Source organism: Clostridium rectalis, from assembly GCF_900626095.1.
In the GTDB taxonomy this organism is placed as follows: domain Bacteria; phylum Bacillota; class Clostridia; order Clostridiales; family Clostridiaceae; genus Clostridium_AS; species Clostridium_AS rectalis.
Genome location: NZ_UYZZ01000002.1, coordinates 98,120 through 118,744, shown reverse-complemented (window position 1 = coordinate 118,744; position 20,625 = coordinate 98,120). Strand labels below are relative to the sequence as shown.

Sequence of the window (20,625 nt, the reverse complement as noted above, 5' to 3'; positions counted from 1 at the left end):
GATGATTACAAATAAATAAGCATAATAAGATAAAAGTGTTATACTATTAATGTAAATATAATGATATAATAAACACAAATTGAAGAATATTTATCTTTTTGGAAAGAGGGTGACTAAAATTAAGCTATCACAAAGGCAAGAAAAAATTATAAAATTAGTCAAGGAACATGAACCAATAACAAGTGAACAATTAGCATCAAGGATTGGAGTTACAAGAGCAGCTTTAAGACCAGATTTAGCAGTTCTTACTATGACAGGCATATTAGAGGCAAAGCCTAAAGTAGGATACATACATTCTAAAAAGCCCTCTTATAGTTTGATATATGATCATATAAGGAATATAAAGGTAAAAGATATTATGTCAAAGCCTGTGGTAGTTAATGAAGCTACTACGGTTTACGATGCTATTTTAAATTTGTTTTTAAATGATGTTGGTACAATATTTGTTGAAAATAATGGATTACTTGTGGGTGCTACTTCAAGAAAAGATTTCTTAAAATTTGCAATGGGTGGAACTGATATGCATAAAGTTCCTGTAGGAATTATTATGACTAGAATGCCTAATATAGTATTTGTAGACGAAGAAGAAAATGCCTATGAAGCAGCAATAAAAATTATAGAACATGAAGTTGATAGTTTACCAGTAGTTGTTAAAGAGGATTCAGATAAAAAGGATTCATTTAAAATAATAGGCAAGGTGTCAAAAACTAATATAACTAAATTACTAGTTAAGATGGGCGAAAATTCCTAAAATGATAAGTGTAATGGGTTAAAACTCTTTACATAAAAATGACAATTTAACAAAGGGGATGTTATTATGGAAAGCAAAAAATATGTGTACCTTTTTAGGGAAGGTAATGCATCAATGAGAAATTTACTTGGAGGAAAAGGAGCTAATTTAGCAGAAATGACTAATTTAGGAATACCTGTTCCACAAGGATTTACAGTAAGTACTGAAGCATGTACAAAGTATTATGAAGATGGGAAAAAACTTGTAGAAGAAGTAGTAGATCAAATTTATAATTCATTAAATGAATTAGAAAAAGTAACAGAAAAGAAGTTTGGAAGTATAGATAATCCACTATTAGTTTCTGTAAGATCTGGTGCAAGAGTATCTATGCCAGGAATGATGGATACAATATTAAATTTAGGGTTAAATGATCAGACTGTTGAAGGTTTAGCAAGATTAACTAATAATGAAAGATTTGCTTATGATTCTTATAGAAGATTTATTCAAATGTTCTCAGATGTTGTTATGGGAATAGATAAAAGAAAATTTGAGGATGTTTTAGATGAAGTTAAGGAATCTATAGGAGCTAAATTTGATACTGATCTTAAATCATCTGATTTAAAATTAATAGTAAATAAATTTAAAGAGATATACAAAAAAGAAATGGGAGAAGATTTCCCAGAAGAACCTAGAAAACAGCTAATAGCAGCTATTACAGCTGTATTTAGTTCATGGGATAACCCAAGGGCAATTGTATACAGAAGACTAAATGATATACCTGGAGATTGGGGTACTGCTGTAAATGTTCAAAGTATGGTATTTGGCAATATGGGACAAACTTCAGGAACTGGGGTTGCATTTACAAGAAATCCAGCTACAGGGGAGAATGCCATATTTGGTGAATATTTAATTAATGCTCAAGGAGAAGATGTTGTTGCAGGAATAAGAACACCTCAACCTATAACAAAGTTAAAAGAAGATTTACCAGAATGCTATGAACAGTTTATTAACATAGCAAGTAATTTAGAAAATCATTATAAAGATATGCAGGATATGGAGTTTACTATAGAACAAGGGAAATTATATTTCTTACAAACTAGAAATGGTAAAAGAACTGCTCAAGCAGCGTTAAAAATTGCAGTTGATATGGTAAGTGAAGGACTAATTACCAAGGAAGAAGCTATTTTAAAGGTTGATCCAAAACAGTTGGACACGTTATTGCACCCAAACTTTGATGTGGAAGAACTAAAAAGCGCCAAGGTAATAGCAAAAGGTCTTCCAGCATCACCAGGAGCAGCTTGTGGTAAAGTGTATTTTACAGCTGAAGAAGCAAAATTACACCATGAATTAGGGGAGAAAGTTATACTTGTTAGACAAGAAACTTCACCAGAAGATATAGAAGGTATGGTAGCTGCAGAAGGTATACTTACTGTAAGGGGTGGAATGACATCTCATGCGGCTGTTGTAGCAAGAGGTATGGGTACTTGCTGTGTAGCTGGATGTGGTGATATAAAGGTAATCGAAGCTAAAAGGACTTTTGAAGTTAATGGTGAATCATATAATGAAGGTGATTATATATCTCTTGATGGAACAACAGGATATGTATATGGTCAAGCTATAAAAACTGTTGATCCAGAGATAAGTGGATATTTTGGAACATTTATGGGATGGGCTGATGAACTAAGAGTTATGAAGGTTAGAACTAATGCGGATACTCCAAGAGATGCAAGACAAGCTGTTAAATTTGGAGCGGAAGGTATAGGACTTTGTAGAACTGAGCATATGTTCTTTGATGAAGATAGAATTCCAGCTGTTAGAGAGATGATAGTAGCAGATGCTGAAGAACAGAGAAGAAAAGCATTAGAGAAACTTTTACCTATGCAAAGAGAGGATTTTATTGGTATATATGAGGCAATGGAAGATAGACCTGTAACTATACGATTTTTAGATCCGCCATTACATGAATTCTTACCAACAGAAGATGAAGATATAGAAGAATTAGCTAAGGATATGGGAATAAGCTTCGAACATTTAAAGCTTACTGTGGAGTCTTTGCATGAGTTTAATCCAATGATGGGTCATAGGGGATGTAGACTGACGGTTTCATATCCTGAGATAGCAGAGATGCAAACTAGAGCTGTTATTGAGGCTGCTTTGGATGTTAAAAAGAGAAAGGAATATAATATAGTACCTGAAATTATGATTCCTCTTATAGGGGAAATAAAGGAATTAGCATTTGTTAAGGAAATTGTAGTAAGTACTGCAGATGAAATAATAGCTAATTCAGGAATGGAATTAAAGTATCATGTGGGTACTATGATAGAAATTCCAAGAGCTGCTATTACCGCAGATGAAATAGCAAAAGAAGCGGACTTCTTCTCTTTTGGAACTAATGATTTAACACAGATGTCATTTGGTTTTTCAAGGGATGATGCAGGGAAATTCTTAAATGATTATTATGATAAGAAAATATATGATTTTGATCCATTCCAAAAATTAGATCAATTTGGAGTAGGAAAACTAGTTAAAATGGCTTGTGAACTTGGAAGAAAAACAAGACCAGATATTAAACTAGGAATATGTGGAGAACATGGAGGAGATCCTTCATCAGTGGAGTTTTTCCACAATACAGGTTTAAATTATGTATCATGTTCACCATTTAGAGTCCCTGTAGCTAGACTTGCAGCAGCACAGGCTCAAGTTAAAAATCCAAGAAAATAGAGTTTTAAATAAGCTCTGCGATAGTTTTGCAGAGCTTATTTTAATATAGTTTTGCATTAAATTTATTTTCTATATAATTAATGAATTGGTATAAAAACTCATATTGATAGGTATCATTTTCTATGGCTTTATTTAATAACTTTACAAAGGAGTTTTTGTTACATTTACGGATATTTTTATAATAATCCCTGGATATTTTCCAATACTTTTGAGGAAAGCCTAGGTATACTAATATATATTTGTATTCATCTAAATTTAAAGAACGAAACTTTTCATAAGAATTAAGACAGTCTATTGCTAGAGAAAAATCCCAATTGGTACCGGTTCTTTTCATAAATCTTCTCATAAAGTATGAAATGTCATGTACACAGTAATCTATTCTACATTTATCAAAGTCTATAACCCATATGTTATTATTAGTATCTAATATTATATTTTTATTAACATAATCAAGGTGACATAAAGACTTAGAAAGGTTATCAGTTTTTATGTTATTACTTATGCTTGATACAGTTTGAGCCATAGATATATTTGTATCAAAATGTTGTAAAAATAATTTTGAAAACTTATCTTTGTATTTAAAAGCAGAGTTTGAATATTTTAATAAGTGATTAAAGTGTTTACAAGTTGACGCATTAATATTATCAAAACTTTTTCTTACTAAGCTACCTTTAATAGAATGAAATTTTTCCGAACAATTATGCATTTTTGCAAGATTTTCAGAAGAGGAAAGAATATTCTCTTTTATATCATAGTTGCATTTTGAGCCATCTATCCAAGGAGTAAGTATAAATAACATATCATTATAATTCACAAATCTTCCACCGTCTAAAGTAGGTAGAATTCTAGGGACTTTTATATTGTTTCGATAAAACCATTCTATAGAGGAGTATACAAATAGTAATTCTTCTTTAGAAAAATATACTTTTTTTAAGCAATAACTATTGTTGGTGTCATCTATTCTATAAACTGCTCTTTGTTTATCTGTATCTTTAAATTTTATTTGTGTTACTATAGCAGTTTCTAAACCATAATAAGGAAGAACACATTTTTTAATATTTTCTTCTGAAAATATATCTGCGCTATATTTTTGTGCAGCATAACTCATAAAAACACTCCTTAATAAGTTGTCTCTTTATAATGATATTATTAAACTATTTATAATATACATAAATATCTAGTATAATTTATAAAATTAAAATTCATATTAAAGAATAAAAATAATGTTGAATTAAAATAAAATAATTAATATATTTTGTAAATATATTAATTAATTAAAGAAAAAAAGGAGTTTTAAATAGAATATAGAATATTTAAATTGTGGTGATGATATTATGAGTATAAGGAAAAATATAGAAAATGCAGAAAAAAAAATATTAATCCCTTATGCTGCGTTTTCTAGTAAATCTAAGGGAAGAAAGAATAAGGAGGAATTTGACGAAGTAAGAACATGTTTTATGGTGGATAGAGATAGAATAATACATAGTAAGTCTTTTAGAAGATTGAAGCACAAGACTCAGGTTTATATTAAAACTTCTGGTGATCACTATAGAACAAGGCTTACCCATACATTAGAGGTGGCCCAGATAGCCAAAACTATAGGTAAGGCAATCGGCTTAAATGAAGATTTAATAGAGGCTATTTCTCTGGGGCATGATATAGGTCATGTAGCCTTTGCACATAGTGGAGAAGAGGTTTTAAATAGTTTATTACCAAATGGTTTTGCTCATAATAAAAATAGTATAAGAGTACTTACAAAAATTGAAAAACAAGGGAAAGGTTTAAACTTAACGAATGAAGTATTAAATGGTATACTTTATCATAGTGGATTTTCCTACAGTAAGAAATCTATAAAGGCATGTACTTTAGAAGGACAAATAGTGAAATACAGTGACAAAATTGCTTATGTAAATCATGATATAGATGATTCAATAAGAGCAGGCATGATAAATCAGGAAAATATTCCAAACCAGCTATTAAATATTTTAGGTAAAACCCATAGCACTAGGGTGGATACTTTAGTTAGGGATTGCATATATACTACTTTAAATAATATTGAAAACAATGTTAAAGAAGTAGCTTTAAGTGAAGGAATAGAAAATGCTTTAAGAGAGTTAAGAAGCTTTATGTTTAGAAATGTGTATAAAGGAACTATTTTAAAAGAGGAGAGGGATAAGGCTAAATTTGTTTTATATCAGGTATTTGAACATTATTACAAGTATCCTGATAATATGCCAAAGCTTTATAAAGATATAGTAGATGAAGAAGGATTATATCAAGGAGTTGCGGATTATATATCCGGGATGAGTGATGATTATTGTCTTTTTTTATTTAATAAGATATATGTTCCTAAAATTGTTATTTATTGATGAAAAATGGGAATAAAATTCAGTTGATTTAGGGTATAATAATACTTGCTTATATATCCATAAAAAATTATAATTTTGAAGGATATTTAATTTTTATAAAGAATATATATTATAGTTAAAGATAATTTTGGTAAAATATTTTTATACTAAGAAGGAATATCTTAATTTTTGTCGAATATATAAAACTTTGTTGAGGAAAATTTAAAAACATATACAAATTATTTGAAAAAATTTAATTAAAATTTATTATTAAAAAAAGGTAAGGTGAAATGTATAATTGATATCGGAAGATGTCATTGAAAAAGTAAAAGAACTAAACGACATTGTAGATGTGGTTTCAGAAACTACAAAACTTAAAAGAACAGGTAGATATTATTCGGGGTTGTGTCCATTTCATAATGAGAAGACCCCTTCTTTTACGGTTACTCCAGATAAACAAATATACAAATGTTTTGGATGTGGAGAAGCTGGAAATGTAATAACTTTTGTTATGAAGACAAAAAATGTTCCCTTTTTAGAGGCGGTACAATTACTTGCTGAAAGAGCCAATATAGATATAAGTAGCAATAAAGATAAAAGAGAAGTACATATTAATGAAAAGCTTTATAAAATTAATGTAGAATCCGCAAGGTACTTTTTTTATAACTTGAGAAAAAACAAAAAAGCATTAACTTATTTAACTGATAGGGGAATAGAGTTAAAAACTATTACAAAATTTGGATTAGGATATGCACAGGACAAGTGGGATGGACTTTTAAAACATCTAAAGTCTAAAGGATATACAGAGTTAGATATGCTTACAGCCGGTCTTGTTATAAAAAGTAAAAAAGGTTCTTTTTATGACAGATTTAGAAATAGAATTATATTTCCTGTATTTGATTATAGGGGGAGGGTTATAGGTTTTGGAGGAAGAGTTATGGATGATTCCAAACCTAAATATTTAAATTCTCCGGAGACAAATGTGTTTAAAAAGGGTATTAATTTATATGGGTTAAATTTCGCAATTAAAAATAATCCACAAAAGACATTTATAATAGTAGAGGGATATATGGATTGTATATCTCTGCATCAACAAGGAATTTTTTCAACAGTAGCTTCACTTGGAACTGCTTTAACTCACAATCAGGCTAAACTTTTAAAACGATATTCAGATAGGGTCATAATATCCTATGATGCAGATGTAGCTGGGCAAAAGGCTACTATGAGAGGATTAGATGTTCTGAAAAATGAAGGGTTTGATGTAAGAGTACTTTCTATACCAGCTGGAAAGGATCCAGATGAATTTATAAAAAACTATGGCAAAGAAGCGTTTTTAAAGCTTGCAGGCAAGGCTTTAGAACTTATAGATTATAAAATAAAAAAAGCTAGTGAAGGAATAGATTTATCCAAAACCCAAAATATGGTTAAGTATGCTGAAGCAGCTATGGAAATAATAAAGGATTTAAATCCTGTAGAAAAAGGTATTTATATAAGAAAGATTTCTGATAAAACAGGTATAAAAGAACAGGCATTATATGATTTAATTAATGAAAAAATGCAAAAGAGCATACATAGTAACGAAAAAATGAATATTGATGAGGAATTTGGGAATAAATTATATGTAGAACCAATATATGTAAAGAGTGAAAGAAAACTCTTAAAATTAATAGTTTCCAATAAAGAAGCATTAGATTATATGTGTGATATTTTAGATGAAAATGGATTTATATTTAACGTACATAAAAAGATATATAAAACGATATTAGAAAATAGAAATTGTGATGTTAAAGAGATAGGAAAAATTATAGAGACTAAGTATGAAGATAGTGAAGTAATAAAAGAGTGGGTTAATATTTTGGAAACTAATTTGATTAGTGATAATTGCGATTACAAAATTTTAATAGAAGATTTTATAAGGGAAATTAAAAAATTTAAATTAGAGGAGACCAGAAAAGAAATTATGATTAAAATTAAGGAGTATGAATCACAAGGAGCAATAAAAGAATCACTTAGATTAGCCCAAGAACTTGTAAGTATCAAGAAACAGTTAGGAAGTATGCAGTAATGGCGGAAGGAGGCAATATTATGAAAGATAAAAATGCAAAAATGCAGTTAGTAAAAAAATTAATAGAAAAAGGCAAGAAGAATGGCAGCCTTACATATAAAGAAATTATGGATGAATTAGACGAAGTTGATTTAAGTCCAGAACAGATAGAAAAAATATATGAAGTGCTAGAATCAATGGGTATAGATGTAGTAGGAGATGCACAAGAAGCAGAAAATCATGAAGAAGAAATAGATTTATCTGTTCCAGAAGGAATTGCCATAGATGATCCTGTAAGAATGTATTTAAAAGAAATTGGTAAAGTGCCTCTACTTTCATCAGAAGAAGAAATAAGTCTTGCAAAAAGGATTGAAGAAGAAGATCCAATAGCAAAGAAAAAATTGGCAGAAGCTAATCTAAGATTGGTAGTAAGTATAGCGAAAAGATATGTTGGAAGAGGAATGCTATTTTTAGATCTTATACAAGAGGGTAATTTAGGACTTATAAAGGCTGTAGAGAAGTTTGATTATAGAAAAGGATATAAGTTTAGTACTTATGCTACATGGTGGATTAGGCAAGCTATAACAAGGGCAATAGCGGATCAAGCGAGGACAATAAGAATACCAGTTCATATGGTAGAAACTATAAATAAATTAATAAGAGTGTCAAGACAACTTTTACAAGAGCTTGGTAGGGAACCAATACCAGAGGAAGTAGCAAAACAGATGGAAATGCCTGTAGATAAAGTAAGAGAAATCATGAAAATTGCTCAAGAACCTGTATCACTGGAAACTCCAATAGGAGAAGAAGAAGATAGTCACTTAGGTGATTTTATACCTGATGATGATGCACCAGCACCAGCAGAAGCGGCGGCATTTACAATGCTAAAAGAGCAGCTTATAAATGTGTTGGATACATTAACTCCAAGAGAAGAAAAAGTATTAAGGCTAAGATTTGGATTAGATGATGGAAGGGCAAGAACGTTAGAAGAAGTAGGAAAGGAATTTAATGTAACAAGAGAAAGAATTAGACAGATAGAAGCAAAGGCGTTAAGAAAGCTCAGACACCCAAGTAGAAGTAAAAAATTAAAAGATTATTTAGATTAATTTTAAAGCACCTTTTGGTGCTTTATTCATATAACTAATTTTGGACACTTATTTATAAATAATTGAAAAGGGTGGGTATATGCAAAACTTTAAATCTATAAAAGGAAAAGGAATGCCATATATAATAATGGAAACATTATTATATAATGGCTTTATAGTATTATTATTATTTTTTATAAATTCATATGAATTATCAAATTTAATTAAAGTAGCATTAATAGTAATAAATATATATGAGTTTCATTATATATTTATGTATATGTCCTTAAAATATAGTATCGATGATAAATATATATACATATATAATATATTTGGACTAAAAGAGGAAAAAATATCACTTAAAGAAATTAAAGGATATAATAAAAGTCAGGGGAGAATAAAAGGTATAAAGCTTTATGGATATGGTAAAGATAATTTTGCATTGGGAAAATCTATAATAGATAATATAGGAACTACAAAAATGTACATTACATCTAATAGTAATATATTCTATTTAAAAACAGAGGATATGGTGTATGGATTATCTCCAGAAAATGCAGGAGAGTTTGAAGAAATATTAAAAAATAAGGAAATTCAACTTAAAAAGTGGGAATATAAATTTAATAAAAATACTAATTTTTATAAAGACAAAAAGTTTATTATACCATTTGGAATAGTTACATTAATAATAATATATTTGACTTTAACACCGTTTGTTTTGTATCTATATGGTAAACTACCTGAGCAAATGCCACTTAGCTTCAATGCTAATTTTGAACCAGTAAAAATGGGAACGGGTAAACAATTTGCATTTAAACAAATGACTTATGGGGTTTTAAATATGGCTATTTTACTTTGTATGTATTATTCATCGTACTTTTATTCAAAATATGATAAAAAATCCGCTTACAAATTTATATATGTATCACTTATAGTGGCTTTACTATTTTTTATAATACAAGGTAGAATTCTTGTTACCTTTTAGATTTTACTAGAATGGAGAATGAAAATGGAGTTGAGTTTGAGATTAAAAACTATTGCAAATATGGTGGATAAATGTTACGCATGTGCAGATATAGGAACGGACCATGGATATATACCTATTTACCTTATAAGTAATGATATATGTAAAAAAGTTATTGCTTCAGATATTAATAAAGGTCCTATAAATAAAGCTAAATTTAATATTAAATCTGAGGGTTTGGACAAGTTTATTGAGTGTAGAATAGGATCAGGACTTACTACATTAAAATCAAAAGAAGTTAATTGTGCTATAGTAGCAGGTATGGGTGGCAATTTAATAAAAGATATAGTTGAAGAGGGCAAAGATATATTTAAAGATTTGGATTATTTAATAGTTCAGCCCGTACAGAATCCAGAAATATTTAGAGAGTATGTATATAATAATGGATATAAAATAATAGAGGAAGAATTATGTGTTGACGAAAATAAATTTTATGAGATAATTAAAGTAAAGTATTCGAAAAAATCAACAAAAATAGACAATGTTTTTTACGAAGTAAGTAAATATTTGTTGGAAAATAATCATCCCCTCATTAAGGAATATATATTAAAAAAGATAGAAAAAAATAATAGGATATTAATAGCTATAACAGAAGATACTAAACTTGCAGCGGTTAGAAGAGAGGAAGTAAAAAGAAAAATATTCAAATTAAAGGAGTTGTTAGAATGGCTTTAAAAGTAGGTAATATAATGGAAATAATGGAAATGTTTGCTCCTTTAAAGTTAAAAGAAGATTATGATAATGTTGGTTTAATGGTTGGAAATCCAGAATGTGAAGTTACATCTATTTTAATAGCTCTTGATTGTACTTTAAAGGTTATTGAGGAAGCTAAAAAAGTTGGGTGTAATTTTATATTAACTCATCATCCATTACTATTTAATAAGCCATCTAACATTACTACTGAGTCTCTTCTTGGTAAAAAAATAATTCAACTAATAAAAAATGATATAAGTCTTTATTCTAGTCATACTAATCTTGATTCTACTAGAGATGGAATAAATGATTTAGTAATGAGGTTATTAGATTTTAACGACTATGATATTATAGAAATTAATGCTAATGCTGAGGATAAAAAATGTGGTATAGGAAGAATTGTTACTTTAAATAGTGAAATAACATTGGAGAATCTATGTGAAAAAGTTAAAGAGGCTTTTGATATAGCTTCTTTAAGATATGTTGGAGAAGATAAAAAGGGTATAAGAAGGGTTGCAGTTATAAATGGAAGTGGTAATGACTTCTTATGGAAAGCTAAGAGATTAGGTGCTGATTGTATTATTACAGGGGATACTACCTATCATTATGTAAGTGATCTAAATGAAGAGGGATTAACTGTTATAGATGCTGGACATTTTTCTACAGAGTGGCCTGGCATGAAAATTGTTGGGAAATGGTTGGAGAATAGAATAAGATTTATGGGATATAGTAATAAAATAATTATATCTAGAGAAACTGTGTCACCATATAAATACAAATAGAAATAGGCTAGTATGCTTATTTCTATTTTTTATATAGTAAAATATTTAAAAGGAGGGTTATTTATGAATAATGAAAAAATGCTATTAGAATTACAGAATAGGTATACTAAATTAGAAGAAAATTATAAGGTGTTAAAGGATAAATCCTATATAGTTGTATTAGATTCTATGAAAAAAAAATTTAATTTGTTAAAGAATGAGTACTTAAATAAAAAAAATAAGCTTGAAGAAATTAATAGTAGAAGTTTTGTAATAAACTCTGAAATAGATCAGATTAAAGTGGAATTAGATAAAGATGAATTTGATCTTTATAATAAATATGGCAATGATATTAAAATGATAAATAATATTCAAAGGGAGATTGATGAAAAGAAAAGTATAGTTAAAATAAAAGAAGACATACTAATTAATTTATTAGATAGAGAAGAAAATTTAGAAAGAGACTTAAAAGAATTAAAATTAAAAATAGAAAAAATAAGGAATGATTTTTATAAGTATAAGGAAGATGTAAATAATAACTTAAAAAAATGTAAGAATGAGTATAGGAGTAATAAAGATAGTATAGATAGAATAACAAATAAAATCCCAATAGAGATATTAAAAGAATTTAAAGAAGTAAGACAAAGGAAAAAAAATGCTATTGCATTAGTAGAAAATGGTGTGTGCACAGGGTGTAAAGTAAAAATTTCTACAAAGACAATAGATGATTTAAATAAGAAAAAAGAAATAGTGTATTGTGATAATTGTGGAAGAATACTTCTACTAGACAATATTTAAGATGTATAGCTTAAAATTAAAAAATTAGTTGCAATTTATATTGGTATGTGTTATTATATATTTTGCGAGTAAGCCAGACAGTCGCTGCTGCTTATAGCAGGAGAGGAAAGTCGGAGCTCCATAGGGCAGGGTGCTGGATAATACCCAGTCAGGGTGACTTGAAGGAAAGTGCAACAGAGATATACCGCCGAAGTTTACTTCGGTAAGGGTGGAAAGGCGAGGTAAGAGCTCACCAGCGCATTGGCGACTTTGCGGCTATGTAAACCCCATCTGGAGCAAGATCGAATAGGGAAGCATAAAGGGATGGCCCGTCCCGCTTCCGGGTAGTATCGCTTGAGTCTATTGGTAACAATAGACCTAGATAGATGACTGTTTAACACAGAACTCCGCTTATAGGTTTGGTCGTTTATAATTAGTATAAAACACTACGTAAAAACGTAGTGTTTTTTTATTTATTAACTATGCAAGTCTTTCTAGTTTGTATATAACTGGATGTAGACCGTCGTTACAACAACGTATAGCTATTCCATCTTGTTTAACATGTGGATTATTTTCACCAGAAGCTAAAACGTAAACGGTATCAGAAATTCCCTTCCAAGCACCATTACAAAAACCTTCTGGTTGAGTAGCATTTTTAGATATAAATATATCTCCTTCTTCACTCTTTGAACAGACAACAGGTACAGCATCTTTAGCATATTCTTTATGAATATCTTCTACAATAGTTTTTTTTAACACTGTAATTTTAACATCATATTTTTTTGAGTTTTCCATGGTATTACCCCCCTAAATTAATTATGTTCATATTATAATGATAACGTATATTTTTTGTTAGTACAAATAATATTTTTTAATTATAAAAATTTGAAAGGATTTATAGTAAGTATATTTATAAATAAAATGATTATAAATATTGTGTGTAAACAACTTTATAATGAATAAAATAATATATTTTAAGTTCTTATAGTAAAATCTTATTATTTTTCTTAAATTATTGGGAATAATTATTGAAATTAATTAGGAATCTTTTGAAAAAGTATAAAAATATAGTTATAATTATAATTATAAAATATTATTAAATAATAATTTTTATTATATAAGGAGAATGTTATGTTAAGTTTAACTAAATTATTATGTAATTCTAACAATTTTGGAGATGATTTAAGATATTCCAAAGGGGCAGCTCAGTGCAAATATGGTGTGAATTTTGGAAGAGGACCTGTTGTAGTGTGGAACTGTACTAGACAGTGTAATTTGAAATGCCTACACTGTTATGCTGAGGCAAATAATGAAAAGTGTAGTGAGGAGTTAGAATTAAAAGAAGCAAGAGATTTTATTGAAGACTTAAAGATGTTTAATGTACCAGTAATACTATTTTCTGGCGGAGAACCATTGTTGAGAGGAGACTTTTTTAATTTATTAGAATTAACTTCTAAACTAGCAGTAAGGAGTACTATATCTACTAATGGTACATTACTTTATAAAGATGTATGCAAAGATATAAAAAGTATGAATGTGGGTTATGTAGGTGTAAGTTTAGATGGCATTGGATCCCGTCACGATGAATTTAGAGGGGTAAGTGGCGCATTTGATAAATCACTAAAAGGAATAAGAAACTGTATAGAATTGAATCAGAGGGTTGGGCTTAGGTTTACTATAAATAAACATAACTTCCATCAAATTGAGGAAATATTTGCTCTTATAAAAGAAGAAAAAATACCTAGAGTATGTTTTTATCATATGGTTTATTCAGGGAGAGCAAGCAATATTATAAAGGACGATATTTCTAAAGAACAGCGAAGGGAAGTAATGGATTTAATTATCAAAAAAACTTTAGAACTTGGTCCTAAATTTGAAATATTAACGGTGGATAATCATGCAGATTCGGTATATTTATACCTTAAGGCTTTGAAAGAATTTCCAAACAAGGCAAATAGAATCCTACAGCTTATAAATAGTAATGGAGGTAATAGGTCGGGAATGGCATTTGCTTGTGTAGATTATAAAGGGGATATACATCCTGATCAGTTTACATGGCAATATACTTTCGGAAATATTAAACAAAACAAGTTTAGTGATATATGGAAAAATTCAGACAACTCAATTTTAAATGGATTAAGAAATAGAAAAGCTTTGATTAAGGGTAGATGCAGTAAATGTAAGTGGATTTTTGTATGCAATGCAAACTTTAGAACTCGTGCGGAGGTAGTTTACAAAGATTTTTGGGAATCTGATCCTGCTTGTTATCTTACAGATAATGAAATAGGAATTTAGGGGGAAGGATATGATATTATCATGGAATACTACTAATAAGTGTAATTTAAAATGTAAACATTGTTATAGGGAATCTGGAGAGAGACTCAATGGAGAACTTAGTACTAAAGAGGGGAAAGAACTAATAGATGATATTTGCAAAGCCGGATTTAAAATAATGATTTTTTCTGGGGGAGAACCTCTTATGAGAAATGATATTTTTCAGCTTATAAACTATGCTAAAAATAAGGGGCTAAGACCTGTTTTAGGTAGCAATGGAACTCTGATTACAAAAGAAGTAGCTATAAAGCTTAAAGAGGCAGGAGTAATGGCTATTGGAATAAGTTTAGACAGCCTAAATGCTAAATTACATAATAAGTTTAGGGGATGTGATAATGCATTTAAAGATGCTATTTTAGGTATGAAAAATTGTAGAGATGTAGGATTAGATTTTCAAATACATACTACTATAATGAATTGGAATAAAGAAGAGATAATGTATATTACGGATTTCTCAGTGGCTATGGGGGCCATAGCACATCATATATTTTTTTTGGTGCCTACAGGTCGTGGAAAGAATATAGAAAAGGAATTGTTGGATAAAATAGAATACAGAAGATTACTTACTGATATAATGAAAAAACAAAAGGAAGTAAGTATCCAAATAAAGCCAACTTGTGCACCACAATTTATAAAAGTGGCAGAGAGTATTGGGATAAATAGTAGATTTAAAAAAGGGTGTATTGCTGGAACAAATTATTGCATTATAAGTCCTAAGGGTGATGTGCAACCTTGTGCATATTTAAATGAAATAGCTGGCAATATAAGAGATATACCTTTTGATTATATATGGAAGAATAGTACTATTTTTAAAGAACTTAGAACTTTAAAATATGAAGGAAATTGTGGAAAATGTGATTTTAAAATAAAATGTGGGGGATGTAGGGCAAGAGCTGCATTTTATAATAATGGTAATTATATGGCAGGTGATAACTCTTGTTTTTATTATTGTAAATAGGAGGGGTGTATAATGGAAGACATAGATAAAAAACTTTTAAATGAAATACAAGAAGGTATAAAGATAGATGAAAGACCCTTTAACTATATAGCAGATAAGTTTAATTTAACAGAAAATGAGGTCATAAAAAGAATTAATATATTAAAAAAACAAGGATATATAAGAAGGTTTGGAGGGGTATTTAGTTCAAAAAAACTTGGATATGTTAGTACTTTATGTGCTATGAGTGTACCAAAAGATAAAATTTATAAAGTAGCACAGACTATAAATAAATATGATGAAGTTACTCATAATTATTTAAGGGAAGATAAATACAATGTATGGTTTACAATTATAGCTCCATCAAAAGATAAGCTTAATACTATTATAGAAACTATAAAAGAAGATACAGGTATACATGAATTAATTAACTTACCTTCTAATAGAGACTATAAGGTGAAAATGGTATTGGATTTAGAGGTGAATAAAGATGCTTAGCTTACTTGATAAGGAAATAATAAGATATTTACAAGAAGATATACCTATAGAGATGCAGCCATTTAAATCAATTGCAAAAAAATTAAATGTAGATGAAAGTGAAATAATAGAAAGAGTGAAATTTCTTAAAGATAAGGGAATGCTTAAAAGAATAGGAGCAGTTCTTTATCATAGAAAATCTGGATTTAAAGCAAATGCTATGGTAGTTTGGTGTGTTCCAGAAAGTTGCGTGGAATATGTTGGGGATTATTTATCAAGTAAAAAGGAAATAAGCCATTGTTATGAAAGAGTAGTCTGTAGTCAGTGGAAATATAATTTATTTACTATGATTCATGGAAATACAAAAGAGCAGTGCCAGAAACTAATTGAGGAAATTGCTAAAAAAATTAATATAAATGAATATAAAGTGCTATATAGCACAAAAGAACTAAAAAAGAGTAGTATGAAGTATAAAGACTTATAAATTTTTTGAAATTAGAGGTGTGTCATTATGGTAGACATGGATTATGATGAAGACAGTGTAAAAGAAGTAAATATAATACTTAATAATTTAGATATAATAAATGATATATATGATATGATAAGAATAATTAATCCACTCACTAAAAAAGTACTATATTCTAATGTAAAGGATGGTTTGTTTTCTCATAATAATTGTTACTATACATGGAATAAAGCAGATATATGTGAAAATTGTATCGCCATGAGGACTATTAAAGAGAATAAAACATTTATAAAGATTGAATATAGTAAGGATGGGAATATATATATGATTACCTCTACAATTACAGAAATTAATCAGAAAAAATTTGTTATGGAGCTTATAAAAAATATAGTGGGAACAGGAATAATTTCTAGTATAGAAAGTAAGAATGAAAGAGAAATTTATGATTTTATTAAAGAGAAGAATGATTTAGTTGTAAAGGATGAATTAACTAATATTTATAACAGGAGATATATAGATGAAAGGCTTCCTGTGGACATGTTAAATAGTAAAATTAATAACAAACCATTATCTCTTATATTAATAGATATAGATCATTTTAAGAGAATAAATGATACTTATGGACATGTAGTTGGAGATTATACATTAAAGGAATTTGCTTCAAAAATAAATTCTATGTTGGGAAAAAATAAAGATTGGACTGCTAGATATGGAGGAGAGGAGTTTTTAGTAGTATTGAATAATGTGAATGAGAGGGAAGCTTTTGTATTTGCAGAACAAATAAGAAAAGGAGTTTATAATCTTGATTTGTGTTGTAATAATAAGTGTATAAAGGTTACCGCAAGTTTAGGGGTATATACTTTTAACGGTGAGGATATAGATTTTGAAGAGATAATATGCAGAGTGGATAAAAATATGTATGAGGCAAAAAGGTTGGGGAGAAATAGAACTGTAAAATAGCTATATGTATTGTGTAGCTATCTTATATAAAAATACCTATGTCAATTTGACATAGGTATTTTTGTGTTTTATGCACTAATTGTTTCTGGATTAGTTTTCTTTTTACCTTTTCTATCTATAAAGTCTACAATCATGGCAACTGCTTGATCACCTGTTATATTACAAGCTGTTCCAAAGCTATCTTGTGCTATATATAAAGCAATCATAAGTCCTAACATTGGTTCTGAAAATCCTAATATACTTTTAAGTACCCCTAATGCTGCCATAACGCAACCACCAGGAACACCAGGTGCTGCAACTAATGACACACCAAGCATTGCTATAAAGCCTGCAAAACTTGAAAATGATACAGGCATATTATTTAACATCATAACAGACATTGCACAGATAGTTAAAGTAATTGTACTTCCTGACATGTGTATTGTTGCACAAAGGGGAATTACAAATTCTCTTATTCCTTTAGTTATCCCCATTTTTTCAGAACATTGTAGATTGACAGGGATAGTAGCTGCAGAAGATTGAGTTCCTAGAGCAGTCATATAACCTTGAGTCTGTATTTTTAAACATTTAAAAAGATTTTTCTTGCTTAATGATGATCCAATTGCAAATTGGAATAGTATTATTATAAAGTGGCAAGCTATTATTATTATAAATACTTTCCAGAATACTGAAAATATAGTTGTTGCCTTTCCTGTATAAGTCATATTTCCAAATATACTTAAGATATAAAGTGGCAATAATGGAATTACTACTTTCTCTATAGTTTTTGATATTATATTTTGAAATTCTTCAGCAGCTTTTTTTAATGTACTACTTCCTGTAGCTGAAATTCCAAGACCTAATAAGAATGCAAAAATAAGTGCTGTAGTTACTTCCATCATTGGAGGTATTTGTATTGTAAAATAAGGTTCTAAATCTTTAGCCTGTGATGCAACACTAGAAATACTTGAATTAGTGATAATAGAAGGCAGTAAAGTTTTTCCTACTGTAAATCCAAAAAAACCAGATATTAAAGTGAATCCGTAGGCTAAAGCTACTGTCAATCCTAATAGTTTTCCAGCACCACTTCCAAGTTCCGCTATTCCAGCAACAATAAAACCCATTATTATAAGAGGTATGGCAAAACCTAAAAAGTTTCCAAAAATTGAGCCGAATGTAACAAAAATTCTAACGAAGGCTTCAGGTGTAAATTTACCAATAAGCACACCTAAGATGATAGCTAGTACTATTTTGGGTATTAGTCCTAAACTAAATTTTTTCATAAAAACTTCCCTCCATGTTTTAATAATATTATAAGACCAAAATATTTTCACAGGATATTAATAGGTAAAAGTCATTACAAATTTTATTTTAAATGACAAAAGTATACCTACTACGGACATACAATGATTTTTTCCTGCAAAATAAATACAAATCGAAGTATAGCATATTAACCTTTATTTTGCAATATAAACTAGTATTTTAATAGGAAAAGTATAAAAATATGGAGGAATATATGTCAAAGTACAAAAAAATGTTGTCTAACAGTCTATTTTGTAATATTATGAATTAATTCATGTCATTAGTATTAATTTTCAATATGTTATATAAAAAACTAATGACAAATATAAAAAATGCATTATAATATAAGTTGCAGAAATAAGAGTATAATTTTAAAAAAATTTCAAGGAGGATTTTCCAATATGAATAAAAATTATAGCGTATTTGATATTATAGGTCCTATAATGATAGGCCCTTCAAGCTCTCATACTGCTGGTGCAGCTAGACTTGCAAAAATATCAGCATTAATAGCCGGTGGAAATATAAAGAAGGTACAATTTTTATTACATGGATCTTTTGCTAAAACTTACAAGGGTCATGGAACAGATAAAGCATTAGTTGCAGGAATATTAGGGATGGATCCCTGGGATGAGAATTTAAAAAAGTCTTTTGAAATTGCTAAAAAAAGAAATCTAGAAATAAGTTTTTCTGAAATTGAAATGGAAAATGTACATCCTAATACAGTTGAATTTATAATAACTAAAGAAGATGGAAGTATTTCTACTGTAATTGGTTCATCTATAGGAGGAGGAAATATATTAATATTTAATATAGATGGTCAAGAAGTAGAGTTTAGAGGGGATTATCCAACACTAATTACCAAACATAAGGATACACCAGGTATAATAGCTAAAATAAGTACATTATTATATAATGAAAATATAAATATTGGAACAATGAAGGTTTATAGGGATAGTAAAGGAACTACAGCTACTATGGCTTTAGAAACAGATAGTTTAATTGATGATGATAAAATAGAAAAACTTAAAGAAATTAGTGAGATATATAGTGTTAAAATTATAAATCCGATTATGGAAGGAGAGCAATAATATGTTTGTAAATAGTGGAGCTGAGCTTATAAAAGTATGTAAAGAAGATAATATATCTATATGGGAATATGCTCTAAACACAGAGGCGGAAGAAAGTGGGGTGTCTAAAGAAAAAATATTTGAGAGGATGAGAAAAACTTTAGATGTAATGAAACACTCTGCTAAATATGGTATGGAAAATAAAGTTAAATCAGTAAGTGGGCTTATAGGAGGAGATGCTTTTAAATTACATATTTATGAAGAAGAAAGAAACACATTAACAGGATCATTAATGGTAAAAGCTATGGCTAGGGCATTATCTTCTTCAGAGGTTAACGCTGCAATGGGGAAAATAGTAGCATGTCCAACGGCTGGTTCTTGTGGAATATTACCAGCAGCTGTTATATCTGCAGGAGAAAAACTCAATAAATCAGATGATGAATTAGTAAAGGCTCTTTTAACTGCATCGGCTGTAGGTGTAATAATAGCCAAAAATGCTACTTTAGCAGGTGCAGAAGGAGGATGTCAAGCAGAGTGTGGTTCTGCGTCAGCTATGGCAGCTGCTTCTGTAGTTGAGCTTATGGGTGGAAGTGTAAAGCAATCTTTAAATGCTGCAGCAATAGTAATTAAAAATATATTAGGATTGGTCTGTGATCCTGTGGCTGGGCTTGTAGAAGTCCCTTGTGCTAAAAGAAATGCAGCAGGTGTTGTAAGTGCATTAACTTCTGCAGATATGGTAATGGCAGGTATTGAAAGTAAAATACCTTTTGATGAAACAGTAGCAGCAATGTATAAAGTAGGAAGACAACTTCCTATGGAACTTAGAGAAACTGCTCTTGGAGGGCTTGCTACTACTCCTACAGGAATAGAACTAAAAAAGAAAGTTTTAAAATAAATGTAATGATAAGAGCCCCTAACTA

Annotated in this window: 19 protein-coding genes and 1 other RNA gene; 17 read left to right on the top strand and 3 right to left on the bottom strand. The window is 29.2% G+C overall.

All coding sequences use genetic code 11. The features are described from left to right. Nucleotides 1–109 precede the first annotated feature (109 nt). Together ccpN and ppdK are read left to right on the top strand one after the other, a co-directional pair. Nucleotides 110–751 carry a transcriptional regulator CcpN gene (gene ccpN, locus EJL03_RS03290; RefSeq protein ID WP_125152552.1) on the top strand — a complete coding sequence of 214 codons (642 nt, stop codon included), beginning with the start codon at nucleotides 110–112 and terminating at the stop codon, nucleotides 749–751. A gap of 66 nt (nucleotides 752–817) precedes the next feature. After that, nucleotides 818–3,451, top strand: coding sequence for a pyruvate, phosphate dikinase (gene ppdK / locus EJL03_RS03285; protein WP_125152551.1), 2,634 nt, complete (start codon nucleotides 818–820; stop codon nucleotides 3,449–3,451). Between the two features lie 40 nt (nucleotides 3,452–3,491). Here the strand turns inward: ppdK and EJL03_RS03280 are convergent, their stop codons facing one another. Further along, complete coding sequence (locus EJL03_RS03280; protein ID WP_125152550.1) at nucleotides 3,492–4,559, bottom strand: CotS family spore coat protein; 1,068 nt, start codon at nucleotides 4,557–4,559, stop codon at nucleotides 3,492–3,494. Nucleotides 4,560–4,785: 226 nt separating this feature from the next. Here EJL03_RS03280 and EJL03_RS03275 point away from each other — a divergent pair, with 226 nt between their 5' ends. From EJL03_RS03275 to rnpB, 8 genes are all read left to right on the top strand, one after another. Continuing rightward, nucleotides 4,786–5,820, top strand: coding sequence for a deoxyguanosinetriphosphate triphosphohydrolase (locus tag EJL03_RS03275; protein ID WP_125152549.1), 1,035 nt, complete (start codon nucleotides 4,786–4,788; stop codon nucleotides 5,818–5,820). A 277-nt stretch (nucleotides 5,821–6,097) separates the two neighbouring features. Then, the gene (dnaG, locus tag EJL03_RS03270) at nucleotides 6,098–7,864 is read left to right on the top strand and encodes a DNA primase (protein ID WP_125152548.1); all 1,767 of its coding nucleotides are present in this window, start codon (nucleotides 6,098–6,100) and stop codon (nucleotides 7,862–7,864) included. Nucleotides 7,865–7,884: 20 nt separating this feature from the next. Then, nucleotides 7,885–8,949, top strand: a complete 1,065-nt coding sequence (gene rpoD, locus EJL03_RS03265) for an RNA polymerase sigma factor RpoD (RefSeq protein ID WP_125152547.1) — start codon at nucleotides 7,885–7,887, stop codon at nucleotides 8,947–8,949. A gap of 79 nt (nucleotides 8,950–9,028) precedes the next feature. After that, nucleotides 9,029–9,913 (top strand): PH domain-containing protein, encoded by an 885-nt coding sequence (locus EJL03_RS03260; RefSeq protein ID WP_125152546.1) that lies wholly within the window; start codon nucleotides 9,029–9,031, stop codon nucleotides 9,911–9,913. A 24-nt stretch (nucleotides 9,914–9,937) separates the two neighbouring features. Beyond that, complete coding sequence (locus tag EJL03_RS03255) at nucleotides 9,938–10,627, top strand: tRNA (adenine(22)-N(1))-methyltransferase (RefSeq protein ID WP_125152545.1); 690 nt, start codon at nucleotides 9,938–9,940, stop codon at nucleotides 10,625–10,627. Then, nucleotides 10,618–11,427, top strand: a complete 810-nt coding sequence (locus tag EJL03_RS03250; protein WP_125152544.1) for a Nif3-like dinuclear metal center hexameric protein — start codon at nucleotides 10,618–10,620, stop codon at nucleotides 11,425–11,427. Before EJL03_RS03255 ends, EJL03_RS03250 begins: the two co-directional genes overlap by 10 nt. A 63-nt stretch (nucleotides 11,428–11,490) precedes the next feature. Continuing rightward, entirely contained in the window at nucleotides 11,491–12,204 is a 714-nt protein-coding gene (locus tag EJL03_RS03245) for a zinc ribbon domain-containing protein (RefSeq protein ID WP_164508990.1), read from the top strand. Nucleotides 12,205–12,269: 65 nt separating this feature from the next. Next, an RNA gene (gene rnpB / locus EJL03_RS03240) (RNase P RNA component class A) lies at nucleotides 12,270–12,613 on the top strand. Between the two features lie 50 nt (nucleotides 12,614–12,663). Here rnpB and EJL03_RS03235 read toward each other — a convergent pair. Beyond that, on the bottom strand, nucleotides 12,664–12,978 hold the full coding sequence (locus EJL03_RS03235; protein WP_125152542.1) for a TIGR04076 family protein: 315 nt from the start codon (nucleotides 12,976–12,978) through the stop codon (nucleotides 12,664–12,666). Nucleotides 12,979–13,314: 336 nt separating this feature from the next. Between EJL03_RS03235 and EJL03_RS03230 the strand changes: the two genes are divergently transcribed. The 5 genes from EJL03_RS03230 to EJL03_RS03210 are packed head-to-tail and all read left to right on the top strand — an operon-like array spanning nucleotide 13,315 to nucleotide 17,357. Continuing rightward, nucleotides 13,315–14,478 carry a radical SAM/SPASM domain-containing protein gene (locus tag EJL03_RS03230; protein WP_125152541.1) on the top strand — a complete coding sequence of 388 codons (1,164 nt, stop codon included), beginning with the start codon at nucleotides 13,315–13,317 and terminating at the stop codon, nucleotides 14,476–14,478. A gap of 10 nt (nucleotides 14,479–14,488) precedes the next feature. Then, nucleotides 14,489–15,475: a putative heme d1 biosynthesis radical SAM protein NirJ2 gene (gene nirJ2 / locus EJL03_RS03225; protein ID WP_125152540.1), complete on the top strand. Its 987-nt coding sequence runs from the start codon at nucleotides 14,489–14,491 to the stop codon at nucleotides 15,473–15,475. A 12-nt stretch (nucleotides 15,476–15,487) separates the two neighbouring features. Further along, a complete protein-coding gene (gene ahbA, locus EJL03_RS03220) occupies nucleotides 15,488–15,952 on the top strand; it encodes a siroheme decarboxylase subunit alpha (RefSeq protein WP_125152539.1) in 465 nt (154 codons plus the stop codon). Then, the gene (gene ahbB / locus EJL03_RS03215) at nucleotides 15,945–16,415 is read left to right on the top strand and encodes a siroheme decarboxylase subunit beta (protein ID WP_125152538.1); all 471 of its coding nucleotides are present in this window, start codon (nucleotides 15,945–15,947) and stop codon (nucleotides 16,413–16,415) included. Before ahbA ends, ahbB begins: the two co-directional genes overlap by 8 nt. Nucleotides 16,416–16,442: 27 nt before the next feature. Beyond that, complete coding sequence (locus EJL03_RS03210; protein WP_125152537.1) at nucleotides 16,443–17,357, top strand: GGDEF domain-containing protein; 915 nt, start codon at nucleotides 16,443–16,445, stop codon at nucleotides 17,355–17,357. Nucleotides 17,358–17,425: 68 nt separating this feature from the next. On the opposite strand, the gene EJL03_RS03205 is transcribed toward EJL03_RS03210, so the two are convergent. Next, nucleotides 17,426–18,619, bottom strand: a complete 1,194-nt coding sequence (locus EJL03_RS03205; RefSeq protein ID WP_125152536.1) for a dicarboxylate/amino acid:cation symporter — start codon at nucleotides 18,617–18,619, stop codon at nucleotides 17,426–17,428. Between the two features lie 420 nt (nucleotides 18,620–19,039). Here EJL03_RS03205 and sdaAB point away from each other — a divergent pair, with 420 nt between their 5' ends. Both sdaAB and sdaAA read left to right on the top strand, forming a co-directional pair. Continuing rightward, a complete protein-coding gene (gene sdaAB, locus EJL03_RS03200; RefSeq protein ID WP_125152535.1) occupies nucleotides 19,040–19,726 on the top strand; it encodes an L-serine ammonia-lyase, iron-sulfur-dependent subunit beta in 687 nt (228 codons plus the stop codon). Nucleotide 19,727: 1 nt separating this feature from the next. Beyond that, complete coding sequence (gene sdaAA, locus EJL03_RS03195) at nucleotides 19,728–20,600, top strand: L-serine ammonia-lyase, iron-sulfur-dependent, subunit alpha (protein ID WP_125152534.1); 873 nt, start codon at nucleotides 19,728–19,730, stop codon at nucleotides 20,598–20,600. Nucleotides 20,601–20,625 lie beyond the last annotated feature (25 nt).

Excerpts from the sequence above, each read along its gene's own strand:
- EJL03_RS03210 (WP_125152537.1), top strand. The coding sequence starts at position 16,443 with ATGGTAGACATGGATTATGATGAAGACAGTGTAAAAGAAGTAAATATA.
- EJL03_RS03250 (WP_125152544.1), top strand. The coding sequence starts at position 10,618 with ATGGCTTTAAAAGTAGGTAATATAATGGAAATAATGGAAATGTTTGCT.
- EJL03_RS03280 (WP_125152550.1), bottom strand. The coding sequence starts at position 4,559 with ATGAGTTATGCTGCACAAAAATATAGCGCAGATATATTTTCAGAAGAA.
- ahbB (WP_125152538.1), top strand. The coding sequence starts at position 15,945 with ATGCTTAGCTTACTTGATAAGGAAATAATAAGATATTTACAAGAAGAT.
- sdaAA (WP_125152534.1), top strand. The coding sequence starts at position 19,728 with ATGTTTGTAAATAGTGGAGCTGAGCTTATAAAAGTATGTAAAGAAGAT.
- rpoD (WP_125152547.1), top strand. The coding sequence starts at position 7,885 with ATGAAAGATAAAAATGCAAAAATGCAGTTAGTAAAAAAATTAATAGAA.
- EJL03_RS03245 (WP_164508990.1), top strand. The coding sequence starts at position 11,491 with ATGAATAATGAAAAAATGCTATTAGAATTACAGAATAGGTATACTAAA.
- EJL03_RS03260 (WP_125152546.1), top strand. The coding sequence starts at position 9,029 with ATGCAAAACTTTAAATCTATAAAAGGAAAAGGAATGCCATATATAATA.
- ahbA (WP_125152539.1), top strand. The coding sequence starts at position 15,488 with ATGGAAGACATAGATAAAAAACTTTTAAATGAAATACAAGAAGGTATA.
- EJL03_RS03230 (WP_125152541.1), top strand. The coding sequence starts at position 13,315 with ATGTTAAGTTTAACTAAATTATTATGTAATTCTAACAATTTTGGAGAT.
- EJL03_RS03205 (WP_125152536.1), bottom strand. The coding sequence starts at position 18,619 with ATGAAAAAATTTAGTTTAGGACTAATACCCAAAATAGTACTAGCTATC.
- sdaAB (WP_125152535.1), top strand. The coding sequence starts at position 19,040 with ATGAATAAAAATTATAGCGTATTTGATATTATAGGTCCTATAATGATA.
- ppdK (WP_125152551.1), top strand. The coding sequence starts at position 818 with ATGGAAAGCAAAAAATATGTGTACCTTTTTAGGGAAGGTAATGCATCA.
- EJL03_RS03255 (WP_125152545.1), top strand. The coding sequence starts at position 9,938 with ATGGAGTTGAGTTTGAGATTAAAAACTATTGCAAATATGGTGGATAAA.
- EJL03_RS03235 (WP_125152542.1), bottom strand. The coding sequence starts at position 12,978 with ATGGAAAACTCAAAAAAATATGATGTTAAAATTACAGTGTTAAAAAAA.
- EJL03_RS03275 (WP_125152549.1), top strand. The coding sequence starts at position 4,786 with ATGAGTATAAGGAAAAATATAGAAAATGCAGAAAAAAAAATATTAATC.
- nirJ2 (WP_125152540.1), top strand. The coding sequence starts at position 14,489 with ATGATATTATCATGGAATACTACTAATAAGTGTAATTTAAAATGTAAA.